Source organism: Tateyamaria omphalii (assembly GCF_019802125.1).
Lineage (GTDB): Bacteria > Pseudomonadota > Alphaproteobacteria > Rhodobacterales > Rhodobacteraceae > Tateyamaria > Tateyamaria omphalii_B.
Genome location: NZ_JAHVHT010000007.1, coordinates 13488 through 32178 on the forward strand (window position 1 = coordinate 13488; position 18691 = coordinate 32178).

An 18691-nucleotide genomic window follows, 5' to 3' on the forward strand; every position below is an offset into this window, starting at 1 on the left:
CTCCGCATACAATACGTGGACGTCTTAAAAGCATAGTAGATGGTTATCAATCGTTAGCGTTAACGTTGCGGCGTGATGTCCTTGAGGCCCAACAGGGCAGCAGCCCCGATCATCAGGCCTCCACAAACCCGGTTGATCGTGGCAAGCGAAGCGTTCAGGCGTGCCGCGACCCGGTCACCTGCCCAACCCCAAAGCAGCAAAGTGGCGCCATCCACGGCAAGATATGTGGCCCCCAGGATCAGCAGTTGCGGCAATACCGGTGCGTCCACCACGATGAACTGTGGAAAGAGCGCGGCAAAAAACACAACGGCAAACGGGTTGGTCATGGACGTGACGAACCCCAGGCGGAACAACCGCGCGGGGCGCCCGGCGACATCCGCTTTCCCCCGGTTCGCACCACCACGCGATAGCATCATGCGAACCCCAATCCAGACCAGATAGGCAACGCCAAGCCACTTGATCACGCTGAACGCGGTGGCCGACGTGGCAATCACAGCCGCCAACCCAAAGGCAGCCGCCGTCATCTGCAGAACATTCGCGCTCAGATCACCCGCCACGACCCACAGGCTGTGGCGCAGCCCATGCTTCATCGCGTTTGCAATGATCAGAAGCTGGCTGGTATCCGGAGGCGTCGCAAAGAAGACGGCCACAGCCGCCAGATAAACAAGGTAGAGCTCAACGCTCACACCCGGGCGGCCTGCGCCAGATCAGCGCCAAAGATCGTGCCGGAATGCTCAGCCAGATAGATGCGCAGCCACGGGGTAAAGCGATCCGGGTGTCGGCGCACTGTCGCCATCAGGTCGTGATAATCGACCCATTCATAAGCCATGACCTCATCCGGGTTCGGCGTGATCGACAAGTCGCCCCGCACATGGCCCAGATACACTTCGACCACTTCATGTTCGATCAGACCATTGCCCACATCGGCGCGGTATTCCAGGTGGTGACGATGCTCCAGCGGTACACCGGTGACGCCAAGCTCTTCGTTCAGACGACGCGCGGCACAGACCGACGGCGCCTCGTCCCAGTCGGGATGCGTGCAACAGGTGTTCGCCCACAGACCGGGCGTGTGGTACTTGCTCATCGCACGCTGCTGCATCAGCACCTCGGTGCCGCGGATCAGAAAAACCGACACCGCCTTGTGCTTCAGCCCACGCTGATGCGCTTCCAGCTTTTCCACCGGGGTCAACGCGCCGTCGACCCAGGCGGGGATCATAATACTCATACGTGTTCCGCCTTCACCAACCCGGTCAGATGCGCCAGGTTCTTCAACCCGATCTTGACATGCGCCATGGGCCGCGCCTTGACCAGCTTCTTGTTCATATACGCTTCAAAGGTCAGCCGCTGCACATCGATGTCGTGACATAGTGACACAAAGCGTTCGCGCCGGTCGTCGCTCCGGTAATATGCGTTCTGCATTGATGCCAGCACGCGGAACACCGTCTTGTGCTCGCGCATGAACAGCTTGCGGGCCAGCTTCAGGTCCTTCACCCGTCCCGACGCCAAGGTCGCAGCACAGGCGGTCGCCGCCACCCGGCCACCGACCATGGCATAGTAAATCCCCTCACCCGAGGACGGCGCCACGACACCCGCCGCGTCGCCAGCCAGCACGACATCCTTGCCATTGTCCCAGCGGTCCATGGGCTTCAGCGGAATAGGCGCACCCTCTTTTCGCAACGTCTCGCACTCGCTCAGCCCGGACGCGGCGCGCAAGGCCGCCGTCGCCTCTTTCAAATTGACCGACGATTGCTCCGACCCCATCCCGACACTCGTCGTACCCCCGTGCGGGAACACCCAGCCGTAGAAATCGGGCGAGATCGCGCCGTCATAGATCACGTCGCAGCGCATCGGATCGTAGGTATCGGTGGCCTCGGGCGCCTTGATGATCTCGTGATAGGCAAAGACCAGCGGCACCTTGTCGGCGCCCTCAACCTCGGCCTGCCCGACGCGAGACTTCGCGCCATCAGCCCCGATCACCAGCTTGCAGGGCAGTTCGCGTTCCTCTTGCGTAGCCTTGTCGCGGTAGATCACCACCGGATGCCCATCGGGCCGCTCGATCCGCACAAAGGTGCCGGTGAAATACGCAGCCCCCGCATCGACCGCGCGCTGGCGCAGGAACGGGTCAAAGTCCTTTCGGTCGACCATCCCGACATAGCCGTTCTCGATGGGAATATCGACGCGCCGCCCAGTGGGCGAGATCATGCGAGCCGTCGTGACCTTGGTCAGCAACTGTTCTTCACCGATGTGAAAGTCCTGCATCAACCGCGGCGGGATCGCTCCACCACATGGCTTGATCCGCCCCTCGCGGTCCAACAGGGCGACGTTATGGCCCGACCGCACCAGATCTTCGGCAGCGGTGGCGCCGGACGGCCCCCCGCCCACTACAACGACGTCATACATCATCAGATCATTCTCCCGGAACCAGGGTTGCATCAGAAGTCTCGGCCGCCCGCATCACGCGGGAAGCGACAATGGCCGCGCACAGGAACAGCGCCGCCTCTATCGTAAATACCGTGCCATAGGCGGCCGCATCGGGCAGGATCATACGGGTCACATCAAGCATGCCAGTGGCGACCAAACCGGCCAGACCGGCGGCAATCGCCTGCGCTGCGCCAAAGACCCCCATGCGCACGCCGGTGGAGCGTGCATGCGCCGCCGCAAGCTGCATCATCGAACCGACAGCGCCGACCACAAACAGCCCGTTGCCGAGGCCAAGTACTATGGTGAATGGCGTCACTGACAATCCGGCCGCCAAACCCAGCAAGCCGATCGCGGAAATGACACATCCAACAACCGCCCAAAACCTCAAGCTTCCAAGTCGGAAGTGAGACAAAGCACCCGCGCCAATCATACCCAAAAGTGCGGCACCATTCTGTGCACCGGAAAGTATCGTGCTTTCCGCAGGTGACAGTCCATGAACATGACCCGCAAAGGGTTCGAGCACTAGCTCGGACAGGTAGTAGGCCAAAATAGATAGGAAAACGAAGCCGGTAAAGCGCCGAGCAACTTGATCATGCCAGGTTAGCCTCAGAGCGTCGAAGAATGGCATGTCGTCTTGGCAATCGACAATGCCCGGCTCACGAGTGTGTCGTTCAACCCCATAGGTGGCCATCACACACAGCGAAATCGCGACAGCAGCAACCAATCCGACGGCCCACATAAGTGCTTCAGCGCTATAGGGTTCAATCAGTCGCGCCGTGCCAACAGACGCAGATATTGCGCCAATAATAAGCATCAACCACGCCAAAGTAGCGACAGCACCTTTGTTTTCACCAGATACATTGGCCAACAAAGCGAGAAACGACGTCCCAGCGGCACCTATGCCGAAACCAATCACAGCGTACGATAAGACCCAAACGAACATCGCAACATTTGCGGACGTCTCGGCCATAGAAATACCCCAAGCAGCGCCCAGTACACCCAGACCCACCAGCGCAATGCCACCGAGGATAAACGGCGTCCGTCCGCCTTTCACATCCGACCGATGCCCCCAAACGGGCCGCGTCAACTGCACACCGTAGTGCAACGCCACCAGCAAACCGGGCAGCAACGCGGGCAAGGCCAGCTCGACCGTCATCAACCGGTTGAACAGGTTCACGGGCAAGGCCGCGAGGCCCCCGATGGCGGCATTCACCAGGCACAGGCGCACCAACATGCCCCACCCCGCCGTCATGCCAGCCCCCTCAGAGCAAAGGCGGCGACCATCATGCCGGACACGTAAAGCAGCACGCCCGTGCCGTTGTACCAGGGTGCCTTGGCCTTCGGATCACGGAACATGATCGTCATAGCCCAGAACTGCAGCAACAGGACAATCGCGACTCCGGCGGCGTGCGCTGGCCGATCCCAAAGCGCCAGCAAGCCGATCACCACAGCCTGCGGCACCGCCATAACGACACAGGCCACCTGAGCCGCCCGACGTGGACCAAGAGTGACTGGCAGTGAGTTCACACCCATCTTCCGGTCGCCCTCCAAAGCCTTGAAATCATTCAATGTCATGATGCCATGCGCACCAAGCCCATAAAGCAGCGCCACCAACAGCACCTCCCACCGCGGCGCACCGGCAGCCAGCACGGCAGCGCCTGTGATCCACGGCAACGTCTCATAACTCAGGCCAACCAGCCCCGGACCCCACCAGCCTGACCGCTTCAAGCGCACAGGTTCAGCGGAATAGGCCCAGGCGGCCAGCACACCCGCAATCGTCGCGGCAAAGCCCCAAGGGCCAAGCTGCCAGCCGACGAACAAGGACAGGGCGGACATCGCCAGCGCTATCCACAATCCCCATCGACCCGGAATACGGCCCGACGGGATCGGGCGATCAGGCTCGTTGATGGCGTCCACATGCCGGTCGCACCAATCGTTGGCGGCCTGGCTCATCCCGCAGACAATGGGACCGGCCAGCAGAACACCCAAAAGCACCAGATGCCACTGCCCCGCAGGCGACGCGCCGGACGAAATCACACCGCAGACATAGGCCCACATCGGCGGAAACCACGTGATCGGTTTGATCAGGCGCAGAGCGGCGGCAGGCTCGGGAAATCGGCGCGCAGGTAAAGAAGGGCTGACATCCATGTGTCAACTATGGCTGACACTTTGAGTCGGCGCAAGGGTGGCGCAGTGTCGCTACCCGTTCTTGCTCAGCAGTCCGTACTTGCGCAGTTTGACATAGAGCGACTGCCGCGACAGGCCCAGCATCTCGGCCGCAGCAACCCTGTTGTTGCGGGTCAGGTTGACGGCGGTCTCGATACACATCTTCTCAACCACATCGGTGGTTTCGGCCACGATCTCCTTGAGCGATGCCGACCCGACCAGGTCCATCACATTGCGCCCCGGCTCCGGCACACTGGCACTGCCATTGTCGGCCTTGCGCACACCCTCCAACCGGCTGACATCGCGGATGATCAGGGCGACGGCAGGGTTGTCCGCATCCTGAAGGGCGGTTGCGGACACCTCGACCGGCATACGCGCGCCAAGGTCATTCACCAGGCGGGTCGCATAAACACGCATCTGACCGCTGCGGGCCGCGTTTTCCAGCAGAACGCCCAGATCAATCTGACCGCGGGCCAGATACTCGGCCAGCGACTGGCCCACCACATCCGACAGATGCGTGGCGCCCACCAGATCCAGAAAGGCATCATTTACTGACAGAGTCGTGCCACGCGGATCCATGAACACGATGGCATCGGTCGTCGCCCGGAACAGCGCCGACGCGTGATTGGTGGCTCCGTCCGCAACAGGCATGGCGCCGGACCCGATCAGCCGACACATCAACACGCGCTGACCCGACGCCCGGAACAGCACGGGATACAGCCCGATCTCCTGCCGGGTGCGCGATGTGACAACATTCACCGGTGCGCTGTCGTCAGACAGGGTCGCATTCATCAGGCTCTCGGTCAGCTCCGCAACGGACCGATCCGCAAACAGGCTGGCCAGCGCAACGCCGGTCAAGGCGTCGGGCTTCAAACCCAACATCGCAGCCGCCTGCTTGTTCACATCCTCGATCCTGCCGCTCTGAACAGAGACGAACACGACGGCATCATCGACATGCGACATGACCACACGGTAGCGCGCATCGAATTCGCGCCGCGCCTCGTATCCCTGCTCCAGCGCGATCTGCGCCTGAACCAGCTGTTGCTGCGTCTCGGCAATCGGGCGCAGGTCACGGCCCAGCAGCAGAACGGCATTCTCCTGTCCGAACCGATGAAACGTATAGCGAACCGGATACTGCCAGACTGCATTGTCGGAATGGTTCAGCTCCAGCGGCTTCTTGGGCAACTGCCCAACCATATAGGCATCATGCGCAACCTGGAACTTCTCGATGCTTTCTTCGGTCAGGAACTCGACAACCGGGCGTCCTTCCCAATGCTTGAGATTGCCAAAGCTGTCATCCTGCGTGTTCAGCAACACAGACAGGATCGTACCCTCCGCCGATACCACAAGCGCGATATCCGAAGCCGCCGCGATGATGCTGCTTAGAAACTCAGGCTCAATGAGCGGAACAGAGCCGCTTGTCCAGAAACTGCTGCCGCCTGTCGTCATCTAGGGCCCAACGCCTTCTGGCGCTTTGTCGTAAACCCGACAACATCCTTGGCCGTATTCGTCACCAGATCGACGCCTGTTTGTTTTTTTATACCGTCGGTGAAGCCAGAAAACGCGCCCCCCAAGGCAAGCACGGGTGTCGGATCACCATTATGTCTGATCTTTTTAACTGTTCCGCGAATGGTTTCAAGACCCACAGCCCGGGCGCAGGAAAACAGAACCATGTCCGGACGGTCGTACCCCACGCGATCAACAACCTGTTGCTGCGACTCGTTGATACTGACGCTCACATCGCATCCCAGACGTCGAAGCTGTGCTGCAACGACACTGGCGCCCAAAAAATGCTGCTCGGATTCCGGCACGATGACCAAAGCGTTCAGAACATTGGTCATATCTGCATGGTTGCGCGACAGTGACTGTGCGGCCTCACCCAGCAGGGCTTGCAGACGGAGCGCGCCAATCGTCACGGCGGCAAAATCCAGATCGGACGTCATCCAAAGCTCGCCCAGATGCTCCGCCGTCCTGGGTATATAGATGTCAATCAGCGCGTCATTGGTCAGCCGATACGCCCGCATCTCATCCAGTACCAGCCGCGCGTCAAAATCCACGCGCTTGATCACTGCCCGCACCAGATAGTCCAGCGCCACTTGGCGCGCGCCGGATGCGCCAACAACCTGACGGTCGTTCAAAATCGAAATCACCTCACTGGCGAACGCCGCTTGGTCGCAAGCGCGCCCAATCGGGTGGCGGGTCGGGCCAAATGGGTCGTCCTGCGTCATGGATTACCTCGATCCGTGAAAACGCACTGAACGGTTCTGGCGCGTCAGAGCCGTGGGATGTCGAAGTTTCGGCCTGAACACCAAAGATGTCAACTGGATTTGACAGTTTTTGACCAGTCAAGGAGCGGCGATCCGCACCTGCAGGCCGAAATTCTCCGTTTTCCAAGATGCTTATTGGAAAACAGGCCCGATTGATTCAAATCAACGTCCCTCTGACTGACAGGCATAGTGTAAGTTCTAATTGACACTTTTTACCCGCAACCGATACGCTGGCCATGGACAGCAAAAGGGAGAGGCGCAGGCACATGTCCACACGGACATCTCCACAGACCGCACCGCTCGGGCTCTACACACCCGAGGAACGCGCGCGACGCGACGCGACAATCTGGACCCCGGTTCAGGGGGTGCTGGCGCCGTTGCAATTCGTGGTCTTTCTGGTCTCCCTCGCGCTGGTCATTCGCTACCTGATGACCGGCGAAGGATACGCCGTCGCCACATGGTCGATCGTGATCAAGACAGGCGTGCTCTACATCATCATGGTCACCGGTGCGATCTGGGAAAAAGTCGTTTTTGGCCAATACCTTCTGGCCCCCGCCTTTTTCTGGGAAGACGTGTTTTCCTTCCTCGTGATCGCGCTGCACACCGCCTATCTCTGGGCGCTCTTCACCGCCGCTCTGGACCCTGTTCCGCTCATGTGGCTCGCCCTTGCTGCCTACGGCACCTACGTCATCAACGCCGCGCAATTCGTGCTCAAACTGCGCGCCGCCCGACTGCAGGCCACAGCCCTGCAGGAGGCCACGGCATGACAGAGCTTCCCCGCCTTCCCGCCGCCGGTGGTTGCCGCGAAACACCGATTCTCAAACAGCGCGGCCAGCGCGAGGTGTTCTGCGGCCTGACAGGAATCATCTGGTTGCACCGCAAGATGCAGGATGCGTTCTTCCTCGTCGTGGGCAGCCGCACCTGCGCCCACCTCCTGCAATCGGCGGCGGGCGTAATGATCTTCGCCGAACCCCGCTTCGGCACCGCGATTCTCGAAGAAACCGACCTCGCCGGTCTGGCCGACGCGCAGGACGAGCTCGACAAGGTGGTGGATGAACTCCTCGCCCGCCGCCCCGACATCAAACAACTGTTCCTTGTCGGCTCCTGCCCCTCCGAGGTAATCAAGCTGGACCTCGCCAAAGCGGCTGAGCGCATGACCCAGCGCCACGCGCCGTCGGTCCGCGTCCTCAACTTCTCCGGCTCCGGGATCGAGACGACCTTCACCCAGGGCGAAGACGCCTGCCTCGCCTCCATGGTCCCGGTCCTGCCCAAAACGGACGAACGACAACTCCTGCTGGTCGGCGCGCTGCCGGACGTGGTCGAAGAACAGGCCATCGGCCTGCTTGAAGCGATGGGCATCGGCCCGATAAAGGTGCTGCCCGCGCCTCGCGCAGGCGACGACCTCGGCATCGGCGAAAACACAGTCTACGCCCTCACCCAACCGTTCCTGGGCGACACACACGACGCGCTCACCCGCCGCGGCGCGCGCCATCTCCCCGCCCCCTTCCCGTTCGGCGAAGAGGGCACCACCCAATGGCTCGCCGCCATCGCCGCCGAATTCAAAGTCTCCCCCGACCTCTTCGAAAAAGTCACCGCCGCCCCCCGCGCCCGTGCCCGCAAGGCCATCGCGCAGGCAGCCGAGGCGCTGAACGGCAAGACCATCTTCTTCTTCCCCGACAGCCAACTCGAAATCCCGCTGGCCCGCTTCCTCACCCGCGAATGCGGCATGGACGCGATCGAAGTTGGCGCACCCTTCATCCACAAGGGTCTCGTCGGCCCAGATCTGGACCTCCTCGCCGCAGGCCCCACAATCTCCGAAGGGCAGGATGTCGACCTGCAACTCGACCGTGCCAAGGCCGCCAAGCCCGACCTTACCGTCTGCGGCCTCGGCCTCGCCAACCCGCTGGAGGCCGAAGGGCTCGCCACCAAATGGGCCATCGAACTGGTCTTCACCCCCGTCCATTTCTACGAACAGGCAGGCGACCTCGCCGGCCTCTTCTCTCGCCCCATCCACCGCGCCGACCTGCTGAAGCTGGAGGGAACGGCATGATGGCCCGCCCAGAATTTCAGGGGTGTGCGCCCGCCATCGGCTTAGCCGATGACTTCCGCGCACCGTTCACCTCGCAAAGCGAGGTGACGAAATGAAGCTCACCGTCTGGACATATGAAGGCCCACCCCATGTCGGCGCCATGCGCGTCGCCACCGGCATGCGCGACCTGCACTACGTGCTGCACGCGCCGCAAGGCGACACCTATGCCGACCTGTTGTTCACCATGATCGAACGGCGCGACCACCGCCCGCCCGTGACCTACACCACCTTCCAGGCCCGCGACCTTGGCGCCGACACCGCCAACCTGTTCAAGACGGCGGCACAAGACGCCTACGACCGGTTCAAACCCCAGGCCATTATCGTCGGTGCCTCCTGCACCGCCGAGCTGATCCAGGATGACCCCGGGGGCATGGCCGAAACCATGGGCCTGCCGGTGCCGACCATCCCGCTCGAACTGCCCAGCTACCAGCGCAAGGAAAATTTCGGCGCGGACGAGACGTTCTTCCAGATCGTCAAGGCGCTCGCGAAACCGATGGAGCGCACGAAACAGATCACCGCCAACCTGATCGGCCCCACCGCCCTCGGCTTCCGCCACCGCGACGACATCCAGGAAGTCACGGCGCTGCTCTCGGACATGGGGATAAGCGTCAATGTCGTGGCCCCCATGACATCCTCACCGGCAGACATCGCGCGCATGGGTGCGGCCCATTTCAACGTCCTGATGTACCCCGAAACCGCCGAATCCGCTGCGCGCTGGATGGAACGCGAACTCGACCAACCCTACACCAAGACTGTGCCCATCGGCGTCGGCGCCACCCGCGACTTCATCGCCGAAGTCGCCGCGATCAGCGGCAATGAGGCCTACCTCGACACCTCCCGCCTCCGCCTGCCCTGGTACTCCAAATCCGTTGACAGCACGTACCTGACCGGCAAACGCGTCTTCCTCTTCGGCGACGGCACCCACGTGCTGGCCGCCGCCCGCATCGCACAGGACGAGATGGGCTTCGAAGTGGTGGGCATGGGTTGCTACAACCGCGAAATGGCCCGCCCCGTGCGGGCCAAGGCCAAGGAAATGGGCCTGACCGCCACGATCACCGACGACTACCTGGAAGTTGAACGGGTCATCGAAGCGCTGCAACCCGAAATGATCCTCGGCACCCAGATGGAGCGCCATATCGGCAAGCGCCTCGGCATTCCCTGCGCCGTCATCTCCGCCCCCGTCCACGTGCAGGACTTCCCCGCGCGCTACTCCCCCCAGATGGGGATCGAGGGCGCCAACGTCATCTTTGACACCTGGGTCCACCCTCTGGTCATGGGGCTCGAGGAACACCTCCTGCACATGTTCCGCGAGGATTTCGAATTCCACGATGCCGCCGGTCCCTCGCACCATGGCGGCCATGCGCGCAAGCCCGAGGACGGAGGGGGGCCAGCCCCCCAGCCTGCGGCTTCCCCCCGGAGTTTATCCGGCAAGATGAATGAAGGATCAGTCATCTGGTTGGCCGACGCCGAGAAAGAGCTGAAGAAGATCCCGTTCTTCGTGCGCGGCAAGGCGCGCCGAAATACCGAGCTATTCGCCACCGAACGCGGTGTCGCCGAGATTTCAGTCGACACCCTCTACGAAGCCAAGGCCCACTATGCGCGATGACACGCATATAAACGGGCGCCTGCCAGGCTATCGCGTGGTGATCATCACGCTGGACAGCCACGCCGCTGGCCCGGCCCGGCGCGCGATGGATGCGCTGGCCGTCGACTATCCCGGCCTCGATCTGCAGATCCACGCCGCCGCGGAATGGGGTGAGACCCCGGGCAGCTTCGAGGCGGCGGAAGACGCGGTGATGAACGCCGACATCATCATTGCCAACCTTCTCTTCCTCGAAGAACACGTCTCTCGCATCCTCCCCGCCCTGCGCGCGCGCCGCGACGATTGCGACGCCATGATCGGCGTCGTGGCCGATGCCGAGGTGGTCAAGCTGACCCGCATGGGCACACTCGACATGCAGGCCCCGCCCTCGACCATGGGCAAGCTGATGAAGCGCCTGCGAGGCTCCTCCAAACCCTCGACCGAGGATGGGGCCAAGAAGATGGCGATGCTGCGCCGCCTGCCCAAGATCCTGAAGTTCATCCCGGGCAAGGCGCAGGACCTGCGCGCCTGGTTCCTCGTCATGCAGTACTGGCTGGGCGGCTCGGACGACAATGTCCGGGCCATGATCCAGTTCCTGCTGAACCGCTACGCCACCTCCGCCGATTGGAGCGTGCGGCCCGAAGCCGCCTTGCCCATCGACTACCCCGATGTCGGCCTCTACCACCCTGACCTCAAGGGCCGCATCACAACGGATGCTGCCGACATGCCCGGCCCACAAGGCGCGGAAATGACGGTCGGCATCGTGATGTTGCGCTCCTACGTGCTGGCCGGCGATACCGCTCACTATGACGGCGTAATCCGCGCGTTCGAAGCCCGCGGCATGCGCGTCCTGCCCGCCTTTTCCGGCGGCCTCGACGCCCGCCCTGCCATCGACGCTTACTTCAAGGATCAGGTCGATGCGCTGGTCTCCCTGACCGGCTTCAGCCTCGTCGGCGGCCCCGCCTATAACGATAACGAGGCAGCGATCAACGTGCTGGCCGACCTCGACGTGCCCTACCTCGCCGCCCACGCACTCGAATTCCAGACGCTGGGCCAGTGGGCAGGCAGCACCGGCGGCCTCGGCCCCATTGAGACGACTATGCTCGTGGCACTGCCGGAGCTTGACGGCGCCACCTGCCCCACCGTCTTCGGCGGACGGCTTGGACCCGAAGGTTGCGACGGCTGCGCCCACACCTGCGCGGCAGGTGAACCCAAAGCCATGGTCCCCTGCCAGGAACGCATCGACAGCCTGGCCGAGAAAGCGCTGCGCCTGGGCCGTCTGCGCCGGAAAGAGAACGCCGAGAAGAAGGTCGCCATCGTCCTTTTCGGCTTCCCACCCAATGCCGGCGCCGTCGGCACAGCCGCTTATCTCTCCGTTTTCGAAAGCCTTTTCAATACGTTGAAAGCCATGCAGGCACGTGGCTACCAAGTCGACCTGCCCGACAGCGTCGACGCCCTGCGCGCCCAAGTCCTGCAAGGCAACGCCGCCCAGTACGGGCAGGAAGCCAACGTCGCCGCCCACGTGGACGCCGACACCATCGTGCGCAACACGCCCCCGCTTCACGCCATTGAAGCGGTCTGGGGCCCCGCCCCCGGGCGCATCCAGTCCGATGGGCGCGGTGTGTTTGTGCTGGGCAAGGAAATGGGGAACGTGTTTATCGGCGTCCAGCCAGCCTTCGGCTACGAAGGCGACCCGATGCGGCTGCTCTTCGAAAAAGGCTTCGCACCGACCCACGCCTTCACCACCTTCTACCTCTGGCTGCGCAACACCTATCAGGCCGACGCGGTGATCCATTTCGGCATGCACGGCGCGCTCGAATTCATGCCGGGCAAGCAAGCGGGCCTTGGCGCGCGCGATTGGCCTGACCGGCTGATCGGCGAGATGCCCAACATCTACCTCTACGCCGCCAACAACCCGTCTGAGGCGTCACTGGCCAAGCGTCGCTCGAACGCCGTGACGGTGACGCACCTGACGCCGCCCCTGGCGCAATCCGGTCTCTACAAAGGGCTGGCGGAGCTGAAAGACTCCCTCACCCGCTGGCGCGAGATGGACAACGCCGATGACGCGCGGGCCGACCTCGAAGAGCTGATCGCCGAACAAGCCGACGCCGTGGACATGTGCGGCACACCCCCCGACGCACTCTGGCTGAAGCTGCTGGAAACCGAAGACGCCCTGATCCCCGATGGCTTGCACATCGTCGGCCAACCGCTCAGCGATGCAGCGCGCGAAGAGTACCTGAACCTCATGCCCCACGCAGACGATGACACGCGGGCCCGCGTGGAAGAGTTGCTGCGCAATGAAACCGAGCTCGCCGCCCTGATGACAGCGCTCGACGCGCGCTACATCCGACCCGTCCCTGGCGGCGACCTGATCCGGTCGGCCGAAATCCTGCCCACGGGCCGCAACATCCACGCCTTCGACCCCTTCCGCATGCCAACGGCCTTTGCCTGCCGCGACGGGATGAAACAGGCGCAACTGCTGCTCGACACGCACCCCACCCTGCCCCGCTCGGTGGCACTGGTCCTCTGGGGTTCGGACAACATCAAATCCGACGGCGTGCCCATCGCGCAGGCGCTCGCCCTCATGGGCTGCACCCCGCGCTTTGACAGCTTTGGCCGCCTCGCCGGGGCCGACTTGATCCCACTCTCCGACCTGGGCCGCCCACGCATCGACGTGGTGATGACACTCTCAGGCATCTTCCGCGACCTCCTGCCCCTGCAAACCCGCATGCTGGCAGAGGCCGCGCTCAAATGCGCCGAAGCGGACGAACCGCTGGACCAGAACTACATCCGCGCCCACGCGCTGGCCTATGCGGACGCCCAAGGCGTCGACCTCGCCACCGCCGCCCTGCGCGTGTTCTCGAACGCCGAAGGGGCCTATGGCTCGAACGTGAACCAACTCGTAGACAGCTCTGCCTTCGGAGACGAGGATGAGCTGGCCGACGCCTACGAGACACGCAAAAGCTTTGCCTATGGCGTCGATGGCAAGTCCGCTGCCAACCCTGCGCTGCTGCAAAAGGCGCTGGCGGATGTCGAGGTGGCCTACCAGAACCTCGAATCCGTCGAACTCGGCGTGACCACCGTCGACCACTACTTCGACACGCTCGGCGGCATCGCCCGCGCAGTGAAACGCGCACGGGGATCCGAAGCGTCGGTCTATATCGGCGACCAAACGCGCGGCAACGCCAAGGTGCGCACGCTCAAAGACCAGGTGGCGCTCGAAACCCGCAGCCGCGCGCTGAACCCCAAGTTCTTCGAAGGGTTGCTCAAGCACGGTGCCGAGGGCGTGCGACAGATCGAGGCGACCGTGACCAACACACTCGGCTGGTCCGCCACGACCGGGCAGGTGGACGACTGGGTCTACCAGAGGATCTCGGAAACCTTCGTGCTGGACGAAGAGATGCGCAAACGCATCGCGGACCTCAACCCAACGGCTTCGAGCCGCATGGCAAACCGCCTGCTGGAAGCATCGGACCGCGACTACTGGGCGCCGGACGCAGACACGCTGGCCGCACTCCAGGACGCGGCCGATGCGCTTGAGGACAAGCTCGAAGGGATCGCAGCCGAATGATCCGTTCCGCAAACACATACGACAGGAGCCTCCGGCGGGAGTTTTCTTTGCAAGATGAAGCAGGGGATCTTTCCCCGTTCGAAAGGAGGGGCGCATGAGCCCACTGGACAGAAATCCACCCATCCTGCGCGGGCAAGACGGCGAAGGATCGGTTCAAGTGCATCAGGACGCCGACGCCAAGATCGAAGGGGCCAAGGTGTTTTCCGTCTACGGCAAGGGCGGGATCGGCAAATCGACCACCTCATCGAACCTGTCGGCGGCCTTTTCCAAACTGGGCAAGCGCGTGTTGCAGATCGGGTGCGACCCGAAACATGACAGCACCTTTACGCTGACCGGGCACCTGCAACCCACGGTGATCGACATCCTGAAGGAGGTCGATTTCCACCCCGAGGAACTGCGGCCCGAGGACTTCGTCACAACCGGCTTCAATGGCGTGATGTGTGTCGAGGCGGGCGGTCCACCCGCGGGCACCGGCTGCGGCGGTTACGTGGTCGGCCAGACCGTGAAGCTGCTCAAGCAGCACCACCTGCTCGAAGAAACCGACGTGGTGATCTTTGACGTGCTCGGCGACGTGGTCTGCGGCGGCTTTGCCGCGCCGCTGCAACACGCTGACCGCGCCCTGATCGTCACGGCCAACGACTTCGACAGCATCTACGCCATGAACCGCATCATCGCCGCGGTGCAGGCCAAGTCGAACAACTACAAGGTGCGGCTCGCGGGCTGCGTCGCCAACCGCTCGCGCGAGACGGACGAGGTCGACCGCTACTGCAAAACCGTCGGCTTCAACCGCATCGCGCACATGCCCGACGTGGACGCCATCCGCCGGTCGCGCCTCAAGAAAAAGACCCTGTTCGAGATGGACGACGAGGAAGACATCGTGCGCTGCCGCGCCGAATACATCCGCCTTGCCGAAACCCTCTGGAACGGGACCGAGGGGCTGGCCCCCGCCCCCATGGAAGACCGCGATATCTTTGAACTGCTGGGATTCGATTGATGGACTACGGCTCCACCCGCGCCCGCGTCGAAGACTATTTCGACCGCACGGCGACCAAGACATGGGAGCGTCTGACCTCAGACGTGCCCGTGTCGCGCATTCGGGAAACCGTGCGTGCGGGGCGGGATCGGATGCGCGACCTGATGCTGAGCCGCCTGCCGGATGACCTGCGCGGCGCGCGTATCCTTGATGCAGGTTGCGGGCCAGGCATGGCGACGATCGAACTCGCCAAGCGCGGCGCCACCGTCGTGGCCGCCGACATCTCGCCGCAACTCATCGACATCGCCCAACTGCGCTTGCCGCATGACCTGCAAAAGCAGGTGACCTTCCACGCGGGCGACATGCTGGACCCGAAACTGGGCACCTTTGACGCCGTGATCGCGATGGACAGCCTGATCTACTACACCGCACCCGACATCGGCGACGCGCTGGCCAAACTCGAACCTCGCGTCGGCGGCCCCATCGTCTTCACCGTGGCCCCCCGCACCCCTGCCCTCATGGCCATGTGGTACGCGGGCAAGGCGTTCCCCCGTTCCGACCGCTCGCCGGTCATGATCCCGCACGCGCATCCCAAGCTGGCACTCGCGGCCACGGCCGCAGGCACCCGCCGCCTCCTGCGCCCGGTGGACAGGATCACCAGCGGTTTCTACATCTCCGAAGCTCTGGAGCTGCGCCCATGAGCGCACTCAAGCATCTCTCGCTGAAGGCGCTGCCCTTCGCCGATGCAGCGTCCGAAGACTTGCCCATGGGCCAGCTTCTGCGCCTGTCGCTCTTCCAGGTCTCGGTCGGCATGGCCACGGTCATGCTGCTCGGCACGCTCAACCGCGTGATGATCGTGGAACTGTCGGTCCCGGCCATGATCGTCGCGATCATGATCGCGCTGCCGGTGCTCTCCGCCCCCTTCCGCGCGCTTCTGGGCTTCCGCTCCGACACCTACCGCTCCGCCATCGGGTGGAAGCGCATCCCCTACATCTGGTTTGGCGCGCTCTGGCAGTTCGGCGGCCTCGCCATCATGCCCTTCGCCCTGCTGGTCCTGTCGGGCGACACGGTCCACGACATCCCCTTCGCGGGCGAAGTCCTCGCCGGTCTCGCCTTCCTGATGACCGGCCTCGGCATCCACATGACTCAGACCGCAGGCCTCGCCCTCGCCAGCGACCGGGCGACGGACGAAACACGCCCCCGCGTGGTGGCAATGCTCTACGTCATGTTCCTCGTCGGCATGGGTATTTCGGCCCTCATCATCGGCGGATTGCTCAGCAATTACAGCAGCTTGACGCTGATCCGCGTGGTCCAGGGCTCCGCCGTTGTCGGCGCCATCCTCACCTTCATTGCGCTCTGGAAACAGGAAAGCGTCACGCCCATGAGCCGCGAAGAGCGCGAGGCGCCCCGCCCGCTCTTCCGCGACGCCTGGAACGACTACGCCCGCGGGGGCAAGGCCGGGCGGCTCCTCGCTTGTGTCTTCGTCGGCACCATGGCCTTCAACATGCAGGACGTGCTGCTGGAACCCTATGGCGGCGAAATCCTCGGCCTCTCGGTCTCGGCCACCACGATCCTCACCGCCCTTTGGGCTGCAGGGGCGCTTGCCGGGTTCATCTGGGCGGGCCGACGCCTCGCCAAGGGCTCCAATTCCTACCGCCTCGCAGGCGGCGGCATCCTCGCCGGCATCTGGGCCTTCTCGCTGGTGATCTTCGCGGCACCCATGCAGGCCAACATCCTGTTCTACGCAGGCGCCACCCTAATCGGCTTCGGCGGCGGGCTCTTTGCCGTCTCAACCCTCACAGCCGCAATGGCCATGCCCGCCCAAGGGGTCGCCGGTCGCGGCCTCGCCCTCGGCGCCTGGGGCGCGGCCCAAGCCACGGCAGCGGGCGTCGCCATCGCCCTCGGCGGCACGCTGCGCGATTGGGTCGGCGCCATCGCCATGTCCGGCGCATGGGGCGAAGGCCTCGCCACACCCGCCACCGGATACTCCTTCGTCTACCATCTCGAGATTGGCCTCCTGTTCGTCACTCTCGCCATCCTGGGACCGCTTGTGCGCACTTCGGGTCCCCTCACCGAACGGAAGGACGCACGGCCTCTGGGCCTCGCGGATTTCCCCACATGACCTTCTCCAGGAAAGGACATCTGTCATGACCTCAACATTCTTTGGCGAATTCGACCTCGCGTCCCTGTCGCTCTGGTTGTTCTACTTCTTCTTCTTCGCCCTCGTGGTCTGGATCCAGCGCGAAAACATGCGCGAGGGTTACCCGCTGGAAGATGACGAGGGGAACAAATCCTCGAACCCCAGCCTGTTCCCCCTGCCCGAGGACAAGACGTTCGAACTGCCCCACGGGCGCGGGTCGGTCACCGTGCCATCGGGCCAGCCGCCCGAGCGCGAGGACATCCCGATGAAGCGCACTGGCCCCGGCAACGGCTACCCGCTGGAACCTACGGGCGATCCCATGCTCGACGGCGTTGGCCCCGCCTCCTGGGCACCTCGCCGCGACGTCCCGGAACTGGACGGCCACGGCCACCCCAAGATCATCCCGATGTCGGCCAATGACAGCTTCCGCTTCGCCACGGGCCGCGACCCGCGCGGCCTGCCACTGATGTCCGGTGACGGCGAGGTTGTGGGCAAGGTCGTCGACATGTGGATCGACGAGCCGGAACAGCTGGTCCGCTACCTCGAATACACGCTGGACGCCAAATGGGGCACAGGCAACCGTCTGGTGCCGCTCACGCTCGCGCGGATCAAATCCGACCGCGTGGTGGTACGCACGCTCTATGGCAAGCACTTCGCCACCGTGCCGCAGCACGCCAGCCCCACCCAGGTGACCATGCTCGAGGAAGAGAAGATCAGCGGCTACTACGGCGGCGGCATCCTCTACGCCGACAGCAAACGGCAAGAGCCGAAACTCTGATGAACCGCGGGGCGCGCCACGCCGTGCGCCCCGCATGACCCGAAACCGAAAGAAAGGGAACGTGCGCCATGTCCCATGATGATTTCGCAGTCGAGCCGGTCAAAGGGCTCCCCGAAGCCCCGCCCGAGGGCGAACAGATCCTGTGGCAAGGCAGGCCAGACACCCGCGCGCTGGCGCGCGAGGCGCTGAACATCAACTGGGTCATCGGGTATTTCGCGGTCCTGGCCGCGTGGCGGTTCATCTCGGTGGTGGACCTGATGCCGATCGGGCAAGCGATCGGCGCCACCCTTCCCTATTTCATCCTGGGCGCGGTGGTCTGCGCCCTGCTCTACGGCATCGCGCTGATCCAGGCACGCGCCACGGTCTACACGATCACCACATCGCGTATCGCCATGCGGATCGGCGCAGCGCTGACGATGACGATCAACCTGCCCTACAAGGAGCTTGGCAACGCAGCCCTCGACCTGCGCAAGAACGGCACCGGCACCATCGCGCTCGACACGACCGGTGCCACGAAAATCAGCTACCTCGTGCTCTGGCCCCATGCCCGTCCCTGGACCTTCGGCAAGACGCAACCGGCGCTGCGCTGCATCCCGGATGCTGAACATGTGGCCCAAATCCTCGCAGACGCGGCAGAGGCGCGGATCAACATGCCCGAGGTCACACGGATGCCCACAACCGACCCTGTGGCGGCGGAGTAAGCA

Annotated in this window: 16 protein-coding genes; 9 read left to right on the forward strand and 7 right to left on the reverse strand. The window is 63.5% G+C overall.

All coding sequences use genetic code 11. The features are described from left to right. Positions 1-59: 59 nt before the first annotated feature. Genes KUV51_RS20775 through KUV51_RS20805 form a run of 7 tightly spaced genes read right to left on the reverse strand, consistent with a single transcriptional unit; the run spans position 60 to position 6815 of the window. Positions 60-686: a LysE family translocator gene (locus KUV51_RS20775; RefSeq protein ID WP_222523381.1), complete on the reverse strand. Its 627-nt coding sequence runs from the start codon at positions 684-686 to the stop codon at positions 60-62. After that, positions 683-1225, reverse strand: coding sequence for an isopentenyl-diphosphate Delta-isomerase (idi, locus tag KUV51_RS20780; protein ID WP_222523382.1), 543 nt, complete (start codon positions 1223-1225; stop codon positions 683-685). The genes KUV51_RS20775 and idi overlap by 4 nt, the downstream gene beginning before the upstream one ends. Continuing rightward, complete coding sequence (locus KUV51_RS20785; RefSeq protein WP_222523438.1) at positions 1222-2400, reverse strand: geranylgeranyl diphosphate reductase; 1179 nt, start codon at positions 2398-2400, stop codon at positions 1222-1224. Before KUV51_RS20785 ends, idi begins: the two co-directional genes overlap by 4 nt. A gap of 7 nt (positions 2401-2407) precedes the next feature. After that, positions 2408-3673 carry an MFS transporter gene (locus KUV51_RS20790; RefSeq protein ID WP_222523383.1) on the reverse strand — a complete coding sequence of 422 codons (1266 nt, stop codon included), beginning with the start codon at positions 3671-3673 and terminating at the stop codon, positions 2408-2410. Beyond that, complete coding sequence (chlG, locus tag KUV51_RS20795; RefSeq protein ID WP_222523384.1) at positions 3670-4569, reverse strand: chlorophyll synthase ChlG; 900 nt, start codon at positions 4567-4569, stop codon at positions 3670-3672. Before chlG ends, KUV51_RS20790 begins: the two co-directional genes overlap by 4 nt. Positions 4570-4620: 51 nt before the next feature. Then, on the reverse strand, positions 4621-6036 hold the full coding sequence (ppsR, locus tag KUV51_RS20800; RefSeq protein ID WP_222523385.1) for a transcriptional regulator PpsR: 1416 nt from the start codon (positions 6034-6036) through the stop codon (positions 4621-4623). Next, on the reverse strand, positions 6033-6815 hold the full coding sequence (locus tag KUV51_RS20805) for a cobalamin B12-binding domain-containing protein (RefSeq protein ID WP_222523386.1): 783 nt from the start codon (positions 6813-6815) through the stop codon (positions 6033-6035). The genes ppsR and KUV51_RS20805 overlap by 4 nt, the downstream gene beginning before the upstream one ends. 305 nt (positions 6816-7120) lie before the next feature. Between KUV51_RS20805 and bchF the strand changes: the two genes are divergently transcribed. The 9 genes from bchF to puhB all read left to right on the forward strand — a co-directional run bounded on the left by bchF (position 7121) and on the right by puhB (position 18688). Then, positions 7121-7621, forward strand: a complete 501-nt coding sequence (gene bchF, locus KUV51_RS20810; protein ID WP_222523387.1) for a 2-vinyl bacteriochlorophyllide hydratase — start codon at positions 7121-7123, stop codon at positions 7619-7621. Then, the gene (locus tag KUV51_RS20815; protein ID WP_222523388.1) at positions 7618-8904 is read left to right on the forward strand and encodes a ferredoxin:protochlorophyllide reductase (ATP-dependent) subunit N; all 1287 of its coding nucleotides are present in this window, start codon (positions 7618-7620) and stop codon (positions 8902-8904) included. Before bchF ends, KUV51_RS20815 begins: the two co-directional genes overlap by 4 nt. Positions 8905-8995: 91 nt before the next feature. Continuing rightward, positions 8996-10549, forward strand: coding sequence for a ferredoxin:protochlorophyllide reductase (ATP-dependent) subunit B (gene bchB, locus KUV51_RS20820; protein WP_222523389.1), 1554 nt, complete (start codon positions 8996-8998; stop codon positions 10547-10549). Next, a complete protein-coding gene (locus tag KUV51_RS20825; protein WP_222523390.1) occupies positions 10539-14096 on the forward strand; it encodes a magnesium chelatase subunit H in 3558 nt (1185 codons plus the stop codon). The genes bchB and KUV51_RS20825 overlap by 11 nt, the downstream gene beginning before the upstream one ends. Positions 14097-14190: 94 nt before the next feature. Then, complete coding sequence (gene bchL, locus KUV51_RS20830) at positions 14191-15090, forward strand: ferredoxin:protochlorophyllide reductase (ATP-dependent) iron-sulfur ATP-binding protein (RefSeq protein WP_039688759.1); 900 nt, start codon at positions 14191-14193, stop codon at positions 15088-15090. Then, positions 15090-15770, forward strand: coding sequence for a magnesium protoporphyrin IX methyltransferase (gene bchM, locus KUV51_RS20835; protein WP_222523391.1), 681 nt, complete (start codon positions 15090-15092; stop codon positions 15768-15770). The genes bchL and bchM overlap by 1 nt, the downstream gene beginning before the upstream one ends. After that, complete coding sequence (locus tag KUV51_RS20840; RefSeq protein WP_222523392.1) at positions 15767-17191, forward strand: PucC family protein; 1425 nt, start codon at positions 15767-15769, stop codon at positions 17189-17191. Before bchM ends, KUV51_RS20840 begins: the two co-directional genes overlap by 4 nt. Positions 17192-17216: 25 nt before the next feature. Beyond that, complete coding sequence (puhA, locus tag KUV51_RS20845) at positions 17217-17987, forward strand: photosynthetic reaction center subunit H (protein WP_222523393.1); 771 nt, start codon at positions 17217-17219, stop codon at positions 17985-17987. A 68-nt stretch (positions 17988-18055) separates the two neighbouring features. Further along, entirely contained in the window at positions 18056-18688 is a 633-nt protein-coding gene (gene puhB, locus KUV51_RS20850; RefSeq protein ID WP_222523394.1) for a photosynthetic complex putative assembly protein PuhB, read from the forward strand. Positions 18689-18691 lie beyond the last annotated feature (3 nt).

What these genes read in the sequence shown, in the direction of transcription:
- idi (WP_222523382.1), bottom strand. Translation starts at nt 1,225, where the DNA reads ATGAGTATTATGATCCCCGCCTGGGTCGACGGCGCGTTGACCCCGGTG.
- KUV51_RS20785 (WP_222523438.1), bottom strand. Translation starts at nt 2,400, where the DNA reads ATGTATGACGTCGTTGTAGTGGGCGGGGGGCCGTCCGGCGCCACCGCT.
- KUV51_RS20790 (WP_222523383.1), bottom strand. Translation starts at nt 3,673, where the DNA reads ATGACGGCGGGGTGGGGCATGTTGGTGCGCCTGTGCCTGGTGAATGCC.
- chlG (WP_222523384.1), bottom strand. Translation starts at nt 4,569, where the DNA reads ATGGATGTCAGCCCTTCTTTACCTGCGCGCCGATTTCCCGAGCCTGCC.
- ppsR (WP_222523385.1), bottom strand. Translation starts at nt 6,036, where the DNA reads ATGACGACAGGCGGCAGCAGTTTCTGGACAAGCGGCTCTGTTCCGCTC.
- KUV51_RS20805 (WP_222523386.1), bottom strand. Translation starts at nt 6,815, where the DNA reads ATGACGCAGGACGACCCATTTGGCCCGACCCGCCACCCGATTGGGCGC.
- bchF (WP_222523387.1), top strand. Translation starts at nt 7,121, where the DNA reads ATGTCCACACGGACATCTCCACAGACCGCACCGCTCGGGCTCTACACA.
- KUV51_RS20815 (WP_222523388.1), top strand. Translation starts at nt 7,618, where the DNA reads ATGACAGAGCTTCCCCGCCTTCCCGCCGCCGGTGGTTGCCGCGAAACA.
- bchB (WP_222523389.1), top strand. Translation starts at nt 8,996, where the DNA reads ATGAAGCTCACCGTCTGGACATATGAAGGCCCACCCCATGTCGGCGCC.
- KUV51_RS20825 (WP_222523390.1), top strand. Translation starts at nt 10,539, where the DNA reads ATGCGCGATGACACGCATATAAACGGGCGCCTGCCAGGCTATCGCGTG.
- bchL (WP_039688759.1), top strand. Translation starts at nt 14,191, where the DNA reads ATGAGCCCACTGGACAGAAATCCACCCATCCTGCGCGGGCAAGACGGC.
- bchM (WP_222523391.1), top strand. Translation starts at nt 15,090, where the DNA reads ATGGACTACGGCTCCACCCGCGCCCGCGTCGAAGACTATTTCGACCGC.
- KUV51_RS20840 (WP_222523392.1), top strand. Translation starts at nt 15,767, where the DNA reads ATGAGCGCACTCAAGCATCTCTCGCTGAAGGCGCTGCCCTTCGCCGAT.
- puhA (WP_222523393.1), top strand. Translation starts at nt 17,217, where the DNA reads ATGACCTCAACATTCTTTGGCGAATTCGACCTCGCGTCCCTGTCGCTC.
- puhB (WP_222523394.1), top strand. Translation starts at nt 18,056, where the DNA reads ATGTCCCATGATGATTTCGCAGTCGAGCCGGTCAAAGGGCTCCCCGAA.